Origin of the sequence: Pseudomonas sp. AF03-9 (genome assembly GCF_020515815.1) — a bacterium.
GTDB lineage: Bacteria > Pseudomonadota > Gammaproteobacteria > Pseudomonadales > Pseudomonadaceae > Aquipseudomonas.
Genome location: NZ_JAHPJF010000001.1, coordinates 666,045 through 683,676, shown reverse-complemented (window position 1 = coordinate 683,676; position 17,632 = coordinate 666,045). Strand labels below are relative to the sequence as shown.

Below are 17,632 nucleotides of genomic sequence, written 5' to 3'. Positions count from 1 at the left end.
GACGGAGTGACCAACATGCTCGAATCCCTGGAAAAAATGCTCGCCAAGGGTGTGGATAACTCGTTGCTGCGCTTCGGTTTGGGCAAGGGGTATCTGGATTTGAAGGACAACGCCAAGGCGGCGGAGCATTTGCAGAAATGCGTCGAGTTCGATCCGAAGTATTCGGCGGCGTGGAAGCTGTTGGGCAAGGCGCAGGCTGGATCAGGTGATTCAGCTGCCGCACGACAGGCATGGGAGAAGGGGATAGAAGCGGCCCAGGCCCATGGCGATAAGCAGGCGGAGAAAGAAATGACGGTGTTCCTGAAAAAACTCGACCGCCAGGCCTGAAGTAATTCCTGTGGGAGCTGGCTTGCCTGCGATGCTGGCAACTCGGTCTGTCAGTTACACCGAGGTGATGCTATCGCAGGCAAGCCAGCTCCCACATTCGACCTCCATTGGCAGAGAGGTCAGCGGCTAGTCAGTACCACCGCTCCTCACCCGGCGGGCGCTTCTTGAAGCGTTTCATGCTCCACATGTACTGGCTCGGATAAGCGCCGACATACCGCTCCACCACCTTGCTCATCGCCGCACAGGACGTGGCGGTGTCGGTGCTGTACATGTCCTCCGGTGCCGCTTCCAGAATCACTTTGTAACCCGAACCGTCCGGCAGCCGCAGGGCATGCAGGAAGACGCCCACGGCCTTGTGGCCGGCAAGCATGTTCGGCACGAACTTGCTGGTCAGCGCCTGGGTGGCGAAGAACGGCACGAAGATCCCGGCGGATTCAGCCGGCTCAGGGTCGGCAGGAATGCCCACCTGGCCACCCCGGCGCACCTCCTTGATCACACTGAGGATGCCTTCCTTGGTCGACGCCGCCACACGGTTGCCCAATTGCACGCGTTGTTTGCGCAGCAGTTCATCCACCGCCTTGAGCTTGGGCGGACGGTAGAAAATGATCGGTTTGCACTGGCTGCAATAGAAGTGGTTCAACACTTCCCAGTTGCCCAGGTGGCTGGTGATGCCGACCACGCCTTTGCCCGACGCCAGGGCTTCATGCAGCACGTCGAGGCCTTCGACTTCGCGGACCAGGTCAATCGAACGCTGGGCCGGCCAGATCCAGGCGCAGGCGCTTTCTGTCAGAGACTTGCCGATGTCCATCAAGCTCTGGCCGACCAGACGCTCGCGGGCGGCCGGGTCCATGTCCGGGAAGCACTTGGAGAGGTTGATCCGCACGGTGTCGCGAGAGCGGTTGGGGGTTTTCCACATGATCCAGCCAATCGCGGTGCCGACGGCCTGGACAGCGCGCCAGGGCAGCAGGGCGAACAACCGCAGAGCCCCTACCAGCAAGGCGCCTTTTAACTTTTCCACAGGTCACTCCTGATCGTGTGTGGTGCGCAAAGCGGGCATTCTAACCGGCGTTGGCCAAGTCCGCGTAACGGTCGCAGTCCTGGGTGTGGTCCATGACCATGCCGGACGCCTGCATGAACGCGTAGCAAATGGTCGGGCCGACAAAGGTGAAACCGGCCTTTTTCAGCGCTTTGCTCATGGCCTGCGCCTCGGGGGTGATCGCCGGGACTTCGCTGCGGTCCTTGAAGTGATTGACCTTGGGCGCGCCGCCGACAAACGACCAGAGCAACCCCACCGGGTCTTCCAGCGCCAGCCAGGCCGCGGCATTGTGCCGGGTGGCGTTGAGCTTGAGGCGATTGCGCACGATGCCCGGGGCCAACATCAACGCTTCGATTTCGGCATCGCTCAGCCGCGCGAGGCGCTGGGCATCAAAACCGAACAAGACCTTTCGATAATGCTCGCGTTTGCGTAAAACGGTGATCCAGGAAAGGCCTGCCTGGAACCCTTCGAGTAAAAGCAACTCGAACAAACCCTGCGCATCGCGCAGCGGCGTTCCCCACTCCTGATCGTGATAAGCCATGTACAGCGGATCTTCAGAACACCAAAAGCAGCGTGGCATAAGGCTCCAGGGAGTGGTGGCAGGGCCGAATCGGGTATACTCCCGCTCTTTAAATCGCAGCCCAAGTAACAGGTGAATTTCGTGAGCCAGCCTACGCCAGCCGTGCGTACCTTCCAAGACTTGATCCTCGCCCTCCAGCAGTACTGGGCCGAGCAAGGTTGTGTGGTACTTCAGCCCTACGATATGGAAGTAGGCGCCGGCACTTTCCACACCGCAACATTCCTGCGGGCCATCGGCCCGGAAACCTGGAACGCCGCTTATGTGCAGCCCAGTCGTCGCCCGACTGACGGCCGCTACGGCGAGAACCCGAACCGTCTGCAGCACTACTACCAGTTCCAGGTGGTACTGAAGCCGAACCCGGACAACTTCCAGGAACTGTACCTGGGCTCGCTCAAGCATGTCGGCCTGGACCCGCTGGTCCACGACATCCGCTTCGTCGAAGACAACTGGGAATCGCCGACCCTGGGCGCCTGGGGCCTGGGCTGGGAAGTCTGGCTCAACGGCATGGAAGTCACGCAGTTCACCTACTTCCAGCAGGCCGGTGGCATCGAGTGCTACCCGGTCACCGGCGAAATCACCTACGGCCTGGAGCGCCTGGCCATGTACCTGCAAGGCGTGGACTCGGTCTACGACCTGGTCTGGGCTGACGGCCCGTTCGGCAAGGTGACCTACGGCGACGTGTTCCACCAGAACGAAGTGGAGCAATCCACTTACAACTTCGAACACGCCAACGTCGACAAGCTGTTCGAACTGTTCGACTTCTATGAAAGCGAAGCCAAGCGCCTGATCGAACTCGACCAGCCGCTGCCGTTGCCAAGCTATGAAATGGTGTTGAAGGCGTCCCACACCTTCAACCTGCTGGATGCGCGCCGGGCGATCTCAGTGACTGCGCGTCAGCAATACATCCTGCGTGTGCGCACCCTGGCGCGTTCCGTCGCCCAAGCCTACCTGCTGGCTCGCGCCAAGCTGGGCTTCCCGATGGCTACCCCGGACCTGCGTGATGAAGTGTTGGCTAAGCTGGAGGCTGCACAATGAGTGCTCAAGATTTCCTGGTTGAACTGGGCACCGAAGAGCTGCCACCGAAGGCACTCAACACCCTGGCCGACGCGTTCCTGGCCGGTATCGAAAAAGGCCTGCACAGCGCTGGCCTGAAGTTCGCCGCGAAAAAAGTCTACGCCGCGCCACGTCGCCTGGCGGTGTTGCTGACCGCGCTGGAAACCCAGCAGCCGGACCGCAGCATCAACCTCGACGGCCCACCGCGCCAGGCGGCTTTTGATGCTGAAGGCAACCCGACTCAAGCCGCACTGGGCTTCGCCAAGAAGTGTGGCGTCGAGCTGAGCGAGATCGACCAGAGCGGCCCGAAGCTACGCTTCAGCCAGGTCATCACCGGCAAGCCGACCGCCAGCCTGTTGCCGACCATCGTTGAAGATTCCCTGAACGACCTGCCGATCCCCAAGCGCATGCGCTGGGGTGCACGCAAGGAAGAGTTCGTGCGTCCGACCCAATGGCTGGTGATGCTGCTCGGTGACCAGGTCATCGATTGCACCATCCTTGCCCAGAAGGCCGGTCGTGAGTCCCGTGGCCATCGCTTCCACCATCCAGAAGCGGTACGCATCACGTCGCCGGCCAACTATGCCGCCGACCTGCGTGCAGCCTACGTGCTGGCCGACGCCAACGAGCGTCGCGAGCTGATCAGCAAGCGCACCGAAGAACTGGCGCGCCTGCAGGAAGGCACCGCCATCGTGCCGCCAAGCCTGCTCGACGAAGTGACCGCCCTGGTGGAATGGCCGGTGCCGCTGGTGTGCTCGTTCGAAGAACGTTTCCTCGATGTGCCGCAAGAAGCCCTGATCACCACCATGCAGGACAACCAGAAGTATTTCTGCCTGCTGGATGTGGACGGCAAGTTGCTGCCGCGCTTTATCACCGTGGCCAACATCGAGAGCAAGGACCCGCAGCAGATCATCGCCGGTAACGAGAAAGTCGTGCGCCCGCGCCTGACCGACGCCGAGTTCTTCTTCAAGCAAGACAAGAAGCAGAAGCTGGAAGACTTCAACCTGCGCCTGCAGAACGTGGTGTTCCAGGAAAAACTCGGCAGCGTCTACGACAAGGCCGTGCGCGTATCCAAGCTGGCTGCCTACATTGCGCCGCGCATCGGTGGTGATTCCGCCTGGGCCGCACGTGCCGGCCTGCTCTCCAAGTGCGACCTGGCCACCGAAATGGTCGGCGAGTTCCCAGAGATGCAAGGCGTTGCCGGCTACTACTACGCCCTCAACGACGGCGAGCCGGACGATGTGGCCCTGGCCCTGAACGAGCAGTACATGCCGCGCGGTGCCGGTGCCGAGTTGCCAAGCACCTTGACCGGTGCGGCCGTGGCCATCGCTGACAAGCTGGACACCCTGGTCGGCATCTTCGGTATCGGCATGTTGCCTACCGGTAGCAAAGACCCGTATGCCCTGCGCCGTGCGGCCCTGGGCGTGCTGCGTATCCTGATCGACAAGAAACTGGACCTCGACCTGACCCAGGCCGTGGTGTTCGCCGTCGGCCAGTTCGGCGCCAAGGTCAAGCAAGCCGGCCTGGCCGAGCAAGTGCTGGAGTTCGTGTTCGACCGCCTGCGTGCGCGTTACGAAGACGAAGGCGTGGACGTGTCGGTGTACCTGGCAGTGCGTGCCCTGCAACCGGGTTCGGCGCTGGATTTCGACCAGCGCGTACAAGCCGTGCAGGCCTTCCGCAAGTTGCCGGAAGCCGACGCCCTGGCCGCCGTGAACAAGCGTGTGTCGAACCTGCTGAGCAAGGCCGAAGGCCTGGGCAATGCAGACGTCGATCCTGGCCTGTTTGCCGACGCCAAGGAGTTCTCGCTGAACTCGGCCATTGCCAAGGCAGAAACTGCGGTGAAGCCGCTGATCGCCGAACGCAACTACGCCGAAGCCCTGGCGCGCCTGGCGACCTTGCGCGACCCGGTAGATGCGTTCTTCGAGGCTGTGATGATCAATGCCGAAGATGCAGGTGTGCGTAAAAACCGCTACGCCATGCTGGCGCGTCTGCGCGGTCTGTTCGTCAATATCGCCGACATCTCGACGCTGAGCTGATCATGTTGAAACTGCTGATTCTCGATCGGGACGGGGTGATCAATTACGACTCCGACGCTTACATCAAGTCGGTGGCGGAGTGGATTCCACTGCCCGGTTCGATCGAGGCCATCGCGCAGTTGAGCAAAGCCGGCTGGACCGTGGCCATCGCCACCAACCAGTCCGGCATCGCTCGCGGTTACTACGACATCGCCACCCTGGACGCCATGCATGCGCGCTTGCGCACGCTGGTGGCCGAGCAGGGCGGTGAGGTGGGGCTGGTGGTCTACTGCCCCCACGGGCCGGACGAGGGCTGCGATTGCCGCAAGCCCAAGCCTGGCATGTTGAAAATCATTGCAGAACATTACAAGGTGCCACTGGCTGGGATATGGTTCGTCGGGGACAGCCTCGGTGACCTGGAGGCGGCCAAAGCCGTCGACTCTCAGCCAGTTTTGGTTAAGACCGGGAAAGGCGAAAAGACCCAGGCGAAAAACCTGCCGGTGGGCACCTTGATTTTTGACGATCTGGCGGCGGTTGCCGCAGAACTTATCAACAACTAGCCGCCCTCGACTTCCTGACCAAGGAGTGTTCGGGAGTGCGCTTTTAACAGGCGGGCCATGCCCCGCAACGGTAAATGCCGCCATGTCGATCTTGCAGGCCATCAGAACCTTTTTCTTTTACCTGCTGCTGGGCACCAGTTCGTTTCTCTGGTGCACCCTGAGCTTTTTTATTGCGCCGTTTTTGCCGTTCAAGGCGCGCTATCGCTTTATCAACGTTTATTGGTGCCGCTGTGCGTTGTGGCTGTCCAAGGTGTTCCTGGGCATTCACTTCGAAGTCAAAGGCGCTGAAAACGTCCCGGACCAGCCCTGCGTGATTCTGTCGAACCACCAGAGTACCTGGGAGACGTTCTTCCTCTCTGCGTACTTCTCGCCCCTGAGCCAGGTGCTCAAGCGCGAACTGCTGTACGTGCCGTTCTTCGGCTGGGCCATGGCCATGTTGCGTCCGATCGCGATCGACCGTGACAACCCCAAGGCCGCACTCAAGCACGTGGCCAAGAAGGGCGACGAGCTGCTCAAGGACGGCGTGTGGGTGCTGATCTTCCCGGAAGGTACGCGGGTGCCGTTTGGTACCGTGGGTAAGTTCTCCCGGGGCGGTACGGCATTGGCGGTCAACGCCCAACTGCCGGTGTTGCCGATTGCGCACAACGCCGGCAAGTTCTGGCCCAAGGAAGGTTGGGCCAAGCGTGCGGGCACCATCACCGTGGTGATCGGTGAGCCGATGTACGCCGAAGGCGAAGGCCCACGGGCTATCGCTGCGCTGAATGACCGTGCTGCGGCGTGGAATGAGGCTCAGCAACGCGCCATGGGTTCGCTGCCGCCAGAGCCGGTTGTGGTGGAGACGCCGGTGGCGTGAGCATCTGTGGATAACCTGTGCACGGATTGTTGGCGAATTGGCATTTTTGCTTCATAACAACCTGATTTACTTACATATTTCCCGAGCGCATAAAATCCGGAAAAAGGTGCATAAGTTTTTCCCCGTATAAAAAAACCGGTCCTTGTGACCGGTTTTTTATGCACAACGAAAAATACGTTTTTCAGTCGTCCAGCAACGGCAATTGCAGGCTGAACGTGGTGCCCTTGCCCAGCGTGCTTTCGCAGTTGATCCGCCCACCATGGCGCTCCACGACGGCCTTGACCATGGTCAGCCCCAACCCCAAGCCCTCGCTGCCCTGAGCCGACTCAAAGCGGCGGTATTGGCTGAACAACTCCGGAAAGTCCTCGGCGGCGATACCGGCGCCCTGGTCGCTGATGCGGCATTCCAACCAGCCCTGCGCGGTGTGGTGGCGCAACCTGACGGTTGTTCCTGAGGGCGAATACTTGATGGCGTTTTCCAACACGTTGAACAACGCGCGGGTCAGCAGCGATTGATCGGCTGACACCATGCCCTCGTCGGCTTCGTCCAGATCGTGCACCAGGTGAATACCCTTGAGCTGGGCAATCAACGCCACTTGGTCAAACGCGTCCATCACCAGCATGGCAAACAGCGTCGGCTGGAACTGGTAACCGTCCGCCTCGGCCTTTGCCAACTGCACGAAAGATTCGGTAAGGCTCAATGCCCGGCGTACCTGCTGCTCGACCTGGGCAAACACCGGCGACTCGCTGCCATGCACATCCAGCAACGCGAGGATCGCGGAGTGGGGCGCACGCAGGTCGTGGGAAAGAAAGCGCAGCATGGTTTCGCGATGCTGCTGGGCTTCACGTTCCTTGCTCAGGTCCGTCAGGCTCAGCAACCAGCCAAGCGCCACGTCGCCTTCAGCCGGCAGCAGAGGCGCCAGCTCCATGCGCAGGCTACGCTGGCGGATGTCCCGGAACTCAACCAGTTCCAGCGCCGAGAGGGCAGGGCGCACGCCATTGTGCAGGGGTGGATAACCCAGGTCGGCCAGTTGCTCCAGCAGGTTGTCGGCGACCAGATCATTGCCGAACACTTCTCGGGCGATGCGGTTGGCCAGCAGGATATTGCCCCTGGGATCGGTAATCAGCGTCGCCACCGGCAGGCACTCCAAGCCATCGGCCATGAAGCGCCGGGTATCACGCGTGCGGCTTACAGCTTGTTCCAGGGCGAAGATACGGCCCTGCAACACATCGCCTTTGCTGGCAGGCGCTCGGCGGCGTTCGGGCAGCACTTTGGGCTCGTTGTCCAGGCGGGCCAATTCCCAGCCGAAGTAGGCGAGGATCACGCTCAGGCGCCGCCAGTTCCAGATCAGGTAGCTGAGCAGCAAACCGATCAGGCATGCGGCTGGTGACCACCAGTGGCCCAGGCGCAACAAGGCCCACGCAGTGATCAACGCGGTGGCCATGCAGCCTAAGGTCATCCACAGCGCGTAGCGGGGGCGATAGAGCAGCAAACCCAGCAGCAAGGCCACCAGGGAGGACGCCATCAGTGCCGCCAGCCAGCCGGGCAGATCAACAATGCTGCGACCCTGCAGCAGGCCGTTGAGCACATTCGCCTGCACCTCCACACCCGCCGTGGTGCCGACAGTGGCGGAAATGGGCGTGACAAAACGATCCCCCATGCCGGACGCGGTCGCGCCGACCAGTATCAGACGATCACGCAGTAGCTCGGGGGCCACTTCACCCCGTAACACGCTGGCGTAAGACACACTCGGGAAATGACTGTCGGTCGCGATAAACGGGATGCGGATGCCGTGTTCGCGATGCCATTGTTCGGTGATCTTCCCGTGGGACGTTCCCGGCATAGGCCCGGGTTCAGGAGTGCTCATTGTGTACGCCAGCCAGGCCAGTTGCGGCACCTTCGCGCCCACCGGGCCTTCACGCAGGTACAGGTTGCGCACCACACCGTCGCTGTCCGCCTCGACGTTAATGTGCCCCAGCCCCTTGGCGCATTTGAGCAGCGGTAGCATTTGCGGCCCTGGTTGGCTGTAGCCCCCCGGACCTTCACGCACCAGCGGCAGCAAGACGTTGCCGGCGTTGCAGACCGCGTCGGCCAGGCGTTTGTCATGGGTGGGGTCAGCGGGCTCGCTGAAGATCACATCGAACAGAATCGCGGCCGGCTGGGCGGCGCTCAAGCGATCAATGAGATCGGCATGCAAACTGCGCGGCCAGGGCCACTGGCCTAGTTTTTTGAGACTCGGGCCGTCGATGGTCACCAGCAGAATGCGGGGGTCTACTGGCAACGGTGCGAGGCGGCGCAGGCTGTCGTAGAGCGGGTTGTTCAAGGCCAGACCGGGGCTCAACGACAGGTAGGCGGTGATGGGCAGCAGCAGCAAACCAATCCATAACCACTCGCGCACCAGGCCGTGGAACAAGCGCTGGGCATGGGTGGGTTGGCGTTTCTCGGGCTTGCCCCAGAGCATCATAGGTCAGCGCGCCTGTGTGGTTGATGGGTGGTAAAGCCAGTGAAGCTCATTTTCGGCAGGTTGGAACAGTTCCAGTGCTGGGTGTTCATAAGGAAAGGCATCCGACATCGACGCACAGGAGTTTACGGCAGCTCACGCGTCGGCTGATCCTTTTCCTTACGGTCGGGAGTCGGTATCTTTCCCACATTGGTACCGAGGGTGTTCATGGGTTTAACCGCCCACTGATCTCAGCGTACCGAGAGATCCAAGGGGTCGATGAATCCAGGCACAATTCTTCAGATTCAACGGCTGGCATCTGCGCAGTACGTACCCTCAGACGACTGCCGTACTCTCCACAAAAAAGGACTACCCATGCGTGTCGCAATACTGGATGACGAGCCCGCCGAGCTGCGTCGGTTGGAACAGACACTGCGACAAATCCCCAGCACCGCCGAACAGCCTTGGACCCTGCATTGCTTCGAGCGCGGTGAGGACCTGCTGCGCCAATTGCGTCGGGAAACTTTTGACCTGCTGATCCTCGACTGGCAGCTCCCGGACATCTCCGGCATTGCCCTGTTGCGCTGGACCCGTGAACACATGGAGTCGCCACCCGCCGTCATCATGCTCACCAGCCGGGATGCCGAGAGCGACATCGTCACCGCGCTGAACAGTGGCGCCGATGATTACGTCAGCAAGCCGTTTCGGCCCAATGAGCTGAAGGCACGGGTAAGTGCAGTTCTACGTCGCCATGGCCTGCAAAAATCTGCGGCCAATGAAGTGCAGAGCTTCAACGATCTGACCTTTGATGACGCCGAATTGACCGTGACCCGCGCGGGTAAACCGATCAACCTCACGGAACGCGAATACCGCCTGGCCAGTTGCCTGTTTGCCAACCTGGCGCGGCCTCTGTCCCGAGAGTACCTGTATGAGCGGTTTTGGACCCATGAAGAGATGGTGTCGTCGCGACCCTTGGATACGCATATCTACCGACTGCGCAACAAGCTGGGGCTCACGGCAGACAGGGGTTGGCAGCTGTTGACGATCTATGGGTATGGGTATCGGTTGGAGAGTGTGGCGGCAACTTCACAGGGTTGAAAGTTGGGATGTTCCACGTGGAGCATTTTAAAAACCGTAGTTTTACCCAATAAAAAAGGCCAACGCATAGCGTTGGCCTTTTTGGTTTAGCGGTAGCCTGGATCAGAAATCCAGGTTGGAAACCGCCAATGCGTTGCTTTCGATGAAGTCACGGCGAGGTTCGACCGCATCACCCATCAGGGTGTTGAAGATCTGGTCTGCGCCAATGGCGTCTTCGATGGTCACGCGCAACATGCGACGCTGGCTTGGGTCCATGGTGGTTTCCCACAGCTGATCCGGGTTCATTTCGCCCAGACCTTTGTATCGCTGGATAGTGTGACGCTTGGTGCTTTCGGCCATCAGCCAGTCGAGGGCTTCTTTGAATTCCTTGACTGCCTTCTTGCGTTCGCCACGCTGAATGTATGCGCCATCGTCCAGCAGGGTGCTCAGTTGCGCGCCCAGTGTGACCACGGTTTTGTAGTCGTTGCTGCCGAAGAAGTCGCGGTTGAAGGTGACGTAGTTCGACAGGCCGTGGGAGATCAGTTCGACCTCTGGCAACCAGACGTTACGCTCACGGTCTTCGCGCAGGCTGGCCTTGTAGACCAGGCCAGACTTCTCGACAGTGCGCAGACGCACTTCGTACTGGGCCAGCCAATCCTGCATCGCTGCGTGATCGCCCAGCTGTTCCAGGCTAACGGCTGGCAGGTAGATGAAGTGCTCGGTCAGTTCCTGAGGGTACAGGCGCGACAAACGCTTGAGGGTCTTCATCACCATGCGGAAGTCGTTGACCAGGCGCTCCAGCGCCTCACCGGAGATGCCCGGGGCTTCGTCGTTCAGGTGCAAGCTGGCATCTTCCAGGGCCGACTGCGTCATGTACTCTTCCATGGCGTCGTCGTCTTTGATGTATTGCTCTTGCTTGCCCTTTTTCACTTTGTACAACGGCGGCTGGGCGATGTAGATGTAGCCGCGCTCGATCAGCTCCGGCAACTGACGGAAGAAGAAGGTCAGCAGCAGCGTGCGGATGTGCGAACCGTCGACGTCAGCATCGGTCATGATGATGATGTTGTGGTAGCGCAACTTGTCGATGTTGTACTCATCACGGCCAATACCGCAGCCCAATGCCGTGATCAAGGTGCCGACTTCCTGGGAAGAAATCATCTTGTCAAAACGGGCTTTCTCGACGTTGAGGATCTTACCCTTCAACGGCAGGATGGCCTGGGTGCGACGGTTACGACCCTGCTTGGCGGAACCGCCAGCAGAGTCACCTTCCACCAGATACAGTTCGGAGAGGGCAGGGTCCTTCTCCTGGCAGTCCGCCAGTTTGCCCGGCAGGCCGGCGATGTCCAGCGCGCCTTTGCGGCGGGTCATCTCACGGGCCTTACGCGCGGCTTCACGGGCACGTGCTGCGTCGATCATCTTGCCGACGACCAGCTTGGCTTCGTTCGGGTTCTCCAGCAGGAAGTCGGAGAAGTACTTGCCCATCTCCTGTTCCACTGCGGTCTTCACTTCGGAAGACACCAGCTTGTCTTTGGTCTGGGAGCTGAACTTAGGGTCCGGCACTTTTACCGAGATAATCGCGGTCAGGCCTTCACGGGCATCGTCACCGGTAGTGGCAACTTTATGCTTTTTGGCCAAGCCTTCGGCTTCGATGTAGGTGTTCAGGTTACGCGTCAGTGCGGAACGGAAACCAACCAGGTGAGTACCGCCGTCGCGCTGTGGAATGTTGTTGGTGAAGCACAACAGGTTCTCGTTGAAGCTGTCGTTCCACTGCAGGGCGATTTCCACGCCGATGCCGTCTTCGCGCTGGATGTTGAAGTGGAACACCTGGTTGACCGCAGTCTTGTTGGTGTTCAGGTATTCAACGAACGCACGCAGGCCGCCTTCGTACTTGAACAGCTCTTCCTTGCCGCTGCGCTCATCCTTGAGGACGATACCCACACCGGAGTTGAGGAAGGACAGTTCACGAATACGCTTGGCCAGGATGTCCCAGCTGAAGTGGATATTCTTGAAGGTTTCAGCCGATGGCTTGAAGTGGATCTGCGTACCAGTGGTTTCGCTGTCGCCGACAATTTTCATCGGTTCTTTCGGAACGCCGTGGATGTAGGTCTGTTCCCAGATCTTGCCGCTGCGGCGAACGGTCAGGATCAGTTCTTCGGACAGTGCGTTCACTACGGATACGCCTACACCGTGCAAACCGCCGGATACTTTGTAGGAGTTGTCATCGAACTTACCGCCGGCGTGGAGCACGGTCATGATGACCTCTGCCGCCGAAACGCCTTCTTCTTTATGCACATCGACCGGAATGCCGCGACCATTGTCGCGTACGGTGATGGATTCATCCGGGTGGATGATAATGCTGATGTCGTCGCAGTGACCGGCCAGCGCTTCGTCGATGGAGTTATCGACCACCTCGAACACCATGTGGTGCAGACCGCTACCATCATCGGTGTCGCCAATGTACATACCGGGACGTTTGCGTACGGCATCCAAACCTTTCAGCACTTTAATGCTGGTCGAGTCGTACGTGTTTTCTTCGCTCATGCCTTCACTCCCGATGGTCGTGGGTCTGGGTGATACGGCCCTGTTCCACGTGGAACAAAGCGACTGGCGTTTCCGTCTGCCAGCCTTCCCTCAATAATTCGTGGTCTACACAGGTGATAAACACCTGGCAGCGTAAGTCTTCCAACAAGCGGCATAGCGCGCGGCGATGCTGCTCGTCGAGTTCAGACGGCAAGTCATCCACCAGATAAATACACTGACCGCGTCGGGCTTGGCTAACCAAATGCCCCTGGGCGATACGCAGCGCGCACACCACCAACTTCTGCTGGCCACGGGACAAGATGTCTGCGGCATTATGAGCGCCTAATCTAAGGCGCAAATCGGCACGTTGGGGGCCGGCCTGGGTATGGCCAATTTGCTGGTCCCGCTGCAAGGACGTCGCGAGTACGGCACTCAGTTCTCGCTCTTTATCCCAGCCACGGTAGTAGCTCAGCGTCAGCCCTTCGAGATCCAACAACTCACTCAAGGTCTGCTCAAAGACTGGTTTCAAGGCTTTGATATAGGCGCGGCGGTATTCATCAATTTCGTCGCTGGCCAGGCACAGTTCCCGGTCCCAGGCCGCTTGCGAAGCGGCGTCAAGTGTACCATGCCGCAGCCATGAGTTCCGCTGCCGCAGGGCCTTCTGCAAGCGCTGCCAGGTGGCCATAAAACGCGGTTCCACGTGGAACACTCCCCAATCGAGGAACTGCCTGCGGATTTTTGGCGCACCTTCCAGCAAACGGAAGCTGTCTGGGTTGATCAATTGCAGCGGCAGGATTTCCGCCAGCTGTGCTGCGCTACGCGCATTTTGACCATCAATACGGATTTGAAACTCACCACCGCGATCACGGGATATGCCCAAGGCGCTATGTCCCCCTTCAGCCAATTCGACTTGGCCAAATACCGTGCAGGCCAGTTGCTCGTATTGGATCACCGGCAACAGGCGGGCACTGCGAAAGGAACGGGCAAGCCCCAGCAAGTGGATGGCTTCCAGCACGCTGGTTTTGCCACTGCCGTTGGCGCCGTGGAGGATATTGATGCGGGGGGAGGGGGAGAAGGTCACCGGGTGCAGATTGCGCACCGCGGTGACCGAGACGCGACTGAGGGACATCTAGCTTCTATTACAGGCGCATCGGCATAACAACGTAAGCCGAGTCGTCGTTGTCGGATTCCTGAACAAGGGCACTGCTGTTGGAGTCCGACAGAATCAGGCGAACCTGTTCAGTGGTCATCACCCCCAGCACGTCCAGCAAGTAGCTCACGTTGAAGCCGATCTCCAGGGAACCGCCGTTGTAGTCGACGCCCACTTCTTCCTCGGCTTCTTCCTGCTCCGGGTTGTTGGCCTGGATTTTCAGCTGACCGTTGGCCAGTTGCAGACGGATACCACGGTACTTTTCGTTGGAAAGAATCGCGGTGCGGCTGAAGGCTTCACGCAACGCCTGGCGGTCGCCGAGCACCAATTTGTCACCGCCCTTGGGCAGTACGCGCTCGTAATCCGGGAACTTGCCGTCAACCAGCTTGGAGGTAAAGGTGAACTCGCCGGTGGTCGCGCGGATGTGGTGTTGGCCCAACACGATGCTGACATTGCCATCCGGCTCAGTGAGCAGACGCGCCAGTTCGAGGATACCCTTGCGCGGCACGATGACCTGATGACGGTCCGGCTGGCCGATGTCGGCTTTCATCGAGCACATGGCCAGGCGATGGCCGTCGGTGGCTACGGCACGGATGATGCCTTCGGATACTTCCAGCAGCATGCCGTTGAGGTAGTAACGCACGTCCTGTTGCGCCATGGCGAAGCTGGTGCGCTCGATCAATCGACGCAGCTTGCTCTGCTCCAGGCTGCAGGTCAGCGACCCCGGGCCTTCTTCCACGGTTGGGAAGTCATTGGCTGGCAAGGTCGACAGGGTGAAGCGGCTACGACCAGCCTTGACCACCAACTTGGCTTCATCAACCTTGATGTCGATCAGCGCGTCGTTCGGCAGGCTCTTGCAGATGTCCATCAGCTTGCGCGCTGGAACGGTGATCTCGCCAGGTTCGGCAGGCTCTTCCAACTGCACACGACCGACCAGTTCGACTTCAAGGTCGGTACCAGTCAGGGACAATTGCTGGCCTTCGACCACCAGCAATACGTTGGAAAGCACCGGCAAGGTCTGTCGGCGCTCGACGACGCCTGCGACCAGTTGCAGGGGTTTCAACAGGGCTTCGCGTTGAATGGTGAAATGCATGGTCTAGTCCCTTGCCTTAATAAGCTGCGCTGGTGTCATCAAGTGGTCAGTGTACGCAGCAGGTTCTTGTAGTCCTCGCGAATATCCGCGTCGGATTCCTTGAGTTCGTTGATTTTGCGGCACGCGTGCAACACGGTGGTGTGGTCACGACCGCCAAATACATCGCCGATTTCCGGCAGGCTGTGGTTGGTCAGCTCCTTGGAGAGCGCCATGGCCACTTGCCGTGGACGTGCCACCGAGCGCGAGCGGCGCTTGGACAACAGGTCGGAAATCTTGATTTTGTAGTATTCGGCAACAGTGCGTTGGATGTTATCCACACTCACCAATTTGTCTTGCAGGGCCAGCAGGTCTTTCAGGGACTCGCGAATCAGCTCGATGGTGATGTCGCGACCCATGAAGTGCGAGTGCGCGATAACCCGCTTGAGTGCGCCTTCCAGCTCACGCACGTTGGAGCGAATGCGCTGGGCAATGAAGAACGCTGCATCGTGGGGCAGGTCGACTTTCGCCTGGTCGGCCTTTTTCATCAGGATCGCGACGCGGGTTTCCAGTTCCGGCGGCTCTACCGCAACGGTCAGACCCCAGCCGAAGCGCGACTTCAAGCGTTCTTCCAGGCCTTCGATTTCCTTTGGATAGCGGTCACTGGTCAGGATGACCTGTTGGCCGCCTTCGAGCAGGGCGTTGAAGGTGTGGAAAAACTCTTCCTGTGAACGTTCCTTGCGTGCGAAGAATTGAATGTCATCGATCAGCAAGGCATCAACGGAACGGTAGAACCGCTTGAACTCGTTGATGGCGTTTAGCTGCAAGGCCTTGACCATGTCAGCCACGAAGCGCTCCGAGTGCAGGTACACAACCTTGGCATTCGGGTTCTTCTTTAATAGGTGGTTACCCACAGCGTGCATCAAGTGAGTCTTACCCAAGCCGACGCCGCCATAAAGGAAGAGCGGGTTGTAACCATGCTTGGGGTTATCGGCGACCTGCCAGGCGGCCGCTCGGGCCAGCTGGTTGGATTTACCTTCGACAAAGTTCTCGAAGGTGAAGGTGCGGTTCAGGTAGCTGGTGTGCTTGAGCGCGCCTTCAACTTGCACGGTGCGCTGTTCGGCGCGAACCGGTGCTTGCTGGGAGCTGGCACCGGCCATCGGGTCGAAGCTGTCGCGTGACGGCTCTTCGTTCTCCGGCGCGCTTTTCTGCGCGGAAGCCTTGGATGGCGCGGGAGCTGGCGCTGGCGCCGGCGGTGCCGTCACGGCCTGGGCTTGCGAGGCAGCGGCAGCCAACGGCGCATTCGGTGCAGCGCGAGGCGCGGAGCTGCGCTTGCTTCCTATTAATAAGGAGAGCACAGGGGCAACACCGTTGCCATGTTCGTCGAGCAATTCGAGAACGCGGCCCAGGTACTTCTCGTTGACCCAGTCGAGAACAAAACGATTGGGTGCGTAGACACGCAACTCGTCGCCTTCGGCTTCGACTTGTAGCGGACGGATCCAGGTGTTGAATTGCTGGGCAGGCAGCTCCTCGCGCAAAAGCTCCACGCACTGCTGCCAAAGTTCCACTGACACGGATATCCCCTAAGTTGAAAGCCGGTGAGGCAAAAACAGCCGCCATTGTAGCGGCGAGCCGCCCACTTATCCACATGTAGGTTGCGCACAGGGCAGCCAAAATCAACGTGTTAAGCACAAAAAATGCGACCAATGGTCTGTGCATAAGCTCTGTGGATAAGCGTGCCTAAGCTCGTTGTACAAGTGGGGGCGAAAGTCTGTGGGTAACTGGCCTGTGGATAACAACCCATTCCACCCACAGCTTATCCGACAGTGCAGCACAGGCAGAGCCCAGTTTCTCCCCCGTGTTGTCATTCTCTGTACATCAGGTGGAATATGGCCTTGAGGCAGTTATCCACAGAGGATGGCGTGCCTAGCTTTTATAAGCTTTACAGAAAAGCTTTAAATAACTTCCTTCTTTATTTTTATATCTATGGCATTGCTCATGAACGCCTGGCGAACAAGAAACGGCGAATTGGCCTATAGAGATCTAATTGAAGGAAAAGCTGGTTGGAAATTGACCTAGAGGCTTGCTTTCTCTAGAATCGCCGGTCTCTTAAAACGGGGGCCATTCCGGCCCGTTGTGGACGAACCAGGTAACAACGCCATGAAACGTACTTTCCAACCAAGCACCATCAAACGCGCCCGCACCCACGGTTTCCGTGCTCGCATGGCTACCAAGAACGGCCGTGCTGTCCTGTCGCGTCGTCGCGCCAAAGGTCGTGCACGTCTGGCAGTTTGATAATCCGGTACCTGCGGTGAGTCAGGACTTCAGTCGGGAAAAGCGTCTGCTTACCCCCCGGCACTTCAAGGCAGTCTTTGACTCCCCCACCGGCAAGGTTCCGGGGAAAAATCTCCTGCTCCTTGCGCGTAACAACGATCTGGATCACCCCCGTCTCGGGTTGGTGATCGGCAAGAAGAGCGTAAAGCTCTCCGTTGAGCGCAATCGCCTCAAGCGTCTGATGCGCGAATCGTTTCGCCTCCACCAGGACACTCTGGTTGGTTGGGATATTGTTATCGTCGCGCGCAAAGGCTTGGGGGATGTAGAAAACCCCGAATTGATTCAGCATTTCGGCAAGCTCTGGAAACGTTTGGCTCGCACCAGCAAGCCAGCACCAGCAGTCAGCACCGAAACTGTAGGGGTAGACAGCCTTGATGCGTAAACTGGCAATCGTTCCGATCCAGTTTTATCGCTATGCCATTAGTCCTCTGATGGCCAACCACTGTCGTTTCTACCCCAGTTGTTCCTGCTACGCGTTAGAGGCCATAGAAAATCATGGTCTTCTGCGCGGTGGCTGGCTGACCTTTCGTCGTTTAGGTCGCTGTCATCCGTGGAATGCCGGTGGTTATGACCCGGTTCCACCTATCCCTACCTCCCGTTCTTCTTCGATGGCCGAGTAAT

General features: G+C 59.3%; 16 protein-coding genes. 9 read left to right on the top strand and 7 right to left on the bottom strand.

The window, feature by feature from the left end; translation table 11 throughout:
* Positions 1-15 precede the first annotated feature (15 nt).
* Positions 16-327, top strand: a complete 312-nt coding sequence (locus LIY36_RS03095; RefSeq protein ID WP_192298143.1) for a tetratricopeptide repeat protein — start codon at positions 16-18, stop codon at positions 325-327.
* A gap of 130 nt (positions 328-457) precedes the next feature.
* Here LIY36_RS03095 and LIY36_RS03090 read toward each other — a convergent pair whose 3' ends face one another.
* Both LIY36_RS03090 and LIY36_RS03085 read right to left on the bottom strand, forming a co-directional pair.
* Positions 458-1,345, bottom strand: coding sequence for a lysophospholipid acyltransferase (locus tag LIY36_RS03090; protein ID WP_192298142.1), 888 nt, complete (start codon positions 1,343-1,345; stop codon positions 458-460).
* Positions 1,346-1,385: 40 nt separating this feature from the next.
* Positions 1,386-1,943, bottom strand: a complete 558-nt coding sequence (locus LIY36_RS03085) for a DNA-3-methyladenine glycosylase I (protein WP_226454764.1) — start codon at positions 1,941-1,943, stop codon at positions 1,386-1,388.
* A gap of 81 nt (positions 1,944-2,024) precedes the next feature.
* On the opposite strand from LIY36_RS03085, the gene glyQ reads away from it, so the two are divergent.
* The 4 genes from glyQ to LIY36_RS03065 all read left to right on the top strand — a co-directional run bounded on the left by glyQ (position 2,025) and on the right by LIY36_RS03065 (position 6,421).
* Positions 2,025-2,978, top strand: coding sequence for a glycine--tRNA ligase subunit alpha (glyQ, locus tag LIY36_RS03080; protein WP_003187265.1), 954 nt, complete (start codon positions 2,025-2,027; stop codon positions 2,976-2,978).
* Positions 2,975-5,029 (top strand): glycine--tRNA ligase subunit beta, encoded by a 2,055-nt coding sequence (glyS, locus tag LIY36_RS03075; RefSeq protein WP_124527032.1) that lies wholly within the window; start codon positions 2,975-2,977, stop codon positions 5,027-5,029. The genes glyQ and glyS overlap by 4 nt, the downstream gene beginning before the upstream one ends.
* Positions 5,029-5,568, top strand: coding sequence for a D-glycero-beta-D-manno-heptose 1,7-bisphosphate 7-phosphatase (gmhB, locus tag LIY36_RS03070; protein ID WP_173670281.1), 540 nt, complete (start codon positions 5,029-5,031; stop codon positions 5,566-5,568). Before glyS ends, gmhB begins: the two co-directional genes overlap by 1 nt.
* Before the next feature lie 82 nt (positions 5,569-5,650).
* Positions 5,651-6,421, top strand: a complete 771-nt coding sequence (locus LIY36_RS03065) for a lysophospholipid acyltransferase family protein (protein ID WP_226454763.1) — start codon at positions 5,651-5,653, stop codon at positions 6,419-6,421.
* Between the two features lie 181 nt (positions 6,422-6,602).
* Here LIY36_RS03065 and LIY36_RS03060 read toward each other — a convergent pair whose 3' ends face one another.
* Positions 6,603-8,885, bottom strand: a complete 2,283-nt coding sequence (locus tag LIY36_RS03060) for a CHASE2 and HATPase_c domain-containing protein (protein WP_226454762.1) — start codon at positions 8,883-8,885, stop codon at positions 6,603-6,605.
* A gap of 351 nt (positions 8,886-9,236) precedes the next feature.
* On the opposite strand from LIY36_RS03060, the gene LIY36_RS03055 reads away from it, so the two are divergent.
* Entirely contained in the window at positions 9,237-9,959 is a 723-nt protein-coding gene (locus tag LIY36_RS03055) for a response regulator transcription factor (RefSeq protein WP_226454761.1), read from the top strand.
* A 102-nt stretch (positions 9,960-10,061) separates the two neighbouring features.
* On the opposite strand, the gene gyrB is transcribed toward LIY36_RS03055, so the two are convergent.
* Genes gyrB through dnaA form a run of 4 tightly spaced genes read right to left on the bottom strand, consistent with a single transcriptional unit; the run spans position 10,062 to position 16,251 of the window.
* Complete coding sequence (gene gyrB / locus LIY36_RS03050; RefSeq protein ID WP_192298136.1) at positions 10,062-12,479, bottom strand: DNA topoisomerase (ATP-hydrolyzing) subunit B; 2,418 nt, start codon at positions 12,477-12,479, stop codon at positions 10,062-10,064.
* A gap of 4 nt (positions 12,480-12,483) precedes the next feature.
* Entirely contained in the window at positions 12,484-13,587 is a 1,104-nt protein-coding gene (gene recF / locus LIY36_RS03045) for a DNA replication/repair protein RecF (RefSeq protein ID WP_101265038.1), read from the bottom strand.
* 10 nt (positions 13,588-13,597) lie between these two features.
* Positions 13,598-14,701 carry a DNA polymerase III subunit beta gene (dnaN, locus tag LIY36_RS03040; protein WP_122485322.1) on the bottom strand — a complete coding sequence of 368 codons (1,104 nt, stop codon included), beginning with the start codon at positions 14,699-14,701 and terminating at the stop codon, positions 13,598-13,600.
* Positions 14,702-14,739: 38 nt separating this feature from the next.
* Positions 14,740-16,251, bottom strand: coding sequence for a chromosomal replication initiator protein DnaA (gene dnaA / locus LIY36_RS03035; protein WP_192298135.1), 1,512 nt, complete (start codon positions 16,249-16,251; stop codon positions 14,740-14,742).
* 586 nt (positions 16,252-16,837) lie between these two features.
* On the opposite strand from dnaA, the gene rpmH reads away from it, so the two are divergent.
* From rpmH to yidD, 3 genes are read left to right on the top strand one after another with little or no spacing between them, the layout of a single operon-like run.
* The gene (gene rpmH, locus LIY36_RS03030; protein ID WP_003213577.1) at positions 16,838-16,972 is read left to right on the top strand and encodes a 50S ribosomal protein L34; all 135 of its coding nucleotides are present in this window, start codon (positions 16,838-16,840) and stop codon (positions 16,970-16,972) included.
* Positions 16,973-16,988: 16 nt separating this feature from the next.
* Positions 16,989-17,393 carry a ribonuclease P protein component gene (gene rnpA / locus LIY36_RS03025; RefSeq protein ID WP_226454760.1) on the top strand — a complete coding sequence of 135 codons (405 nt, stop codon included), beginning with the start codon at positions 16,989-16,991 and terminating at the stop codon, positions 17,391-17,393.
* Positions 17,386-17,631 (top strand): membrane protein insertion efficiency factor YidD, encoded by a 246-nt coding sequence (gene yidD / locus LIY36_RS03020; protein ID WP_192298133.1) that lies wholly within the window; start codon positions 17,386-17,388, stop codon positions 17,629-17,631. Before rnpA ends, yidD begins: the two co-directional genes overlap by 8 nt.
* The last annotated feature ends 1 nt before the right edge of the window (position 17,632 follow it).

Coding starts and splice junctions, on each gene's coding strand:
- rpmH (WP_003213577.1), top strand. CDS start 16,838: ATGAAACGTACTTTCCAACCAAGCACCATCAAACGCGCCCGCACCCAC.
- recF (WP_101265038.1), bottom strand. CDS start 13,587: ATGTCCCTCAGTCGCGTCTCGGTCACCGCGGTGCGCAATCTGCACCCG.
- dnaN (WP_122485322.1), bottom strand. CDS start 14,701: ATGCATTTCACCATTCAACGCGAAGCCCTGTTGAAACCCCTGCAACTG.
- LIY36_RS03065 (WP_226454763.1), top strand. CDS start 5,651: ATGTCGATCTTGCAGGCCATCAGAACCTTTTTCTTTTACCTGCTGCTG.
- glyS (WP_124527032.1), top strand. CDS start 2,975: ATGAGTGCTCAAGATTTCCTGGTTGAACTGGGCACCGAAGAGCTGCCA.
- gyrB (WP_192298136.1), bottom strand. CDS start 12,479: ATGAGCGAAGAAAACACGTACGACTCGACCAGCATTAAAGTGCTGAAA.
- LIY36_RS03095 (WP_192298143.1), top strand. CDS start 16: ATGCTCGAATCCCTGGAAAAAATGCTCGCCAAGGGTGTGGATAACTCG.
- LIY36_RS03085 (WP_226454764.1), bottom strand. CDS start 1,943: ATGCCACGCTGCTTTTGGTGTTCTGAAGATCCGCTGTACATGGCTTAT.
- yidD (WP_192298133.1), top strand. CDS start 17,386: ATGCGTAAACTGGCAATCGTTCCGATCCAGTTTTATCGCTATGCCATT.
- LIY36_RS03055 (WP_226454761.1), top strand. CDS start 9,237: ATGCGTGTCGCAATACTGGATGACGAGCCCGCCGAGCTGCGTCGGTTG.
- LIY36_RS03060 (WP_226454762.1), bottom strand. CDS start 8,885: ATGATGCTCTGGGGCAAGCCCGAGAAACGCCAACCCACCCATGCCCAG.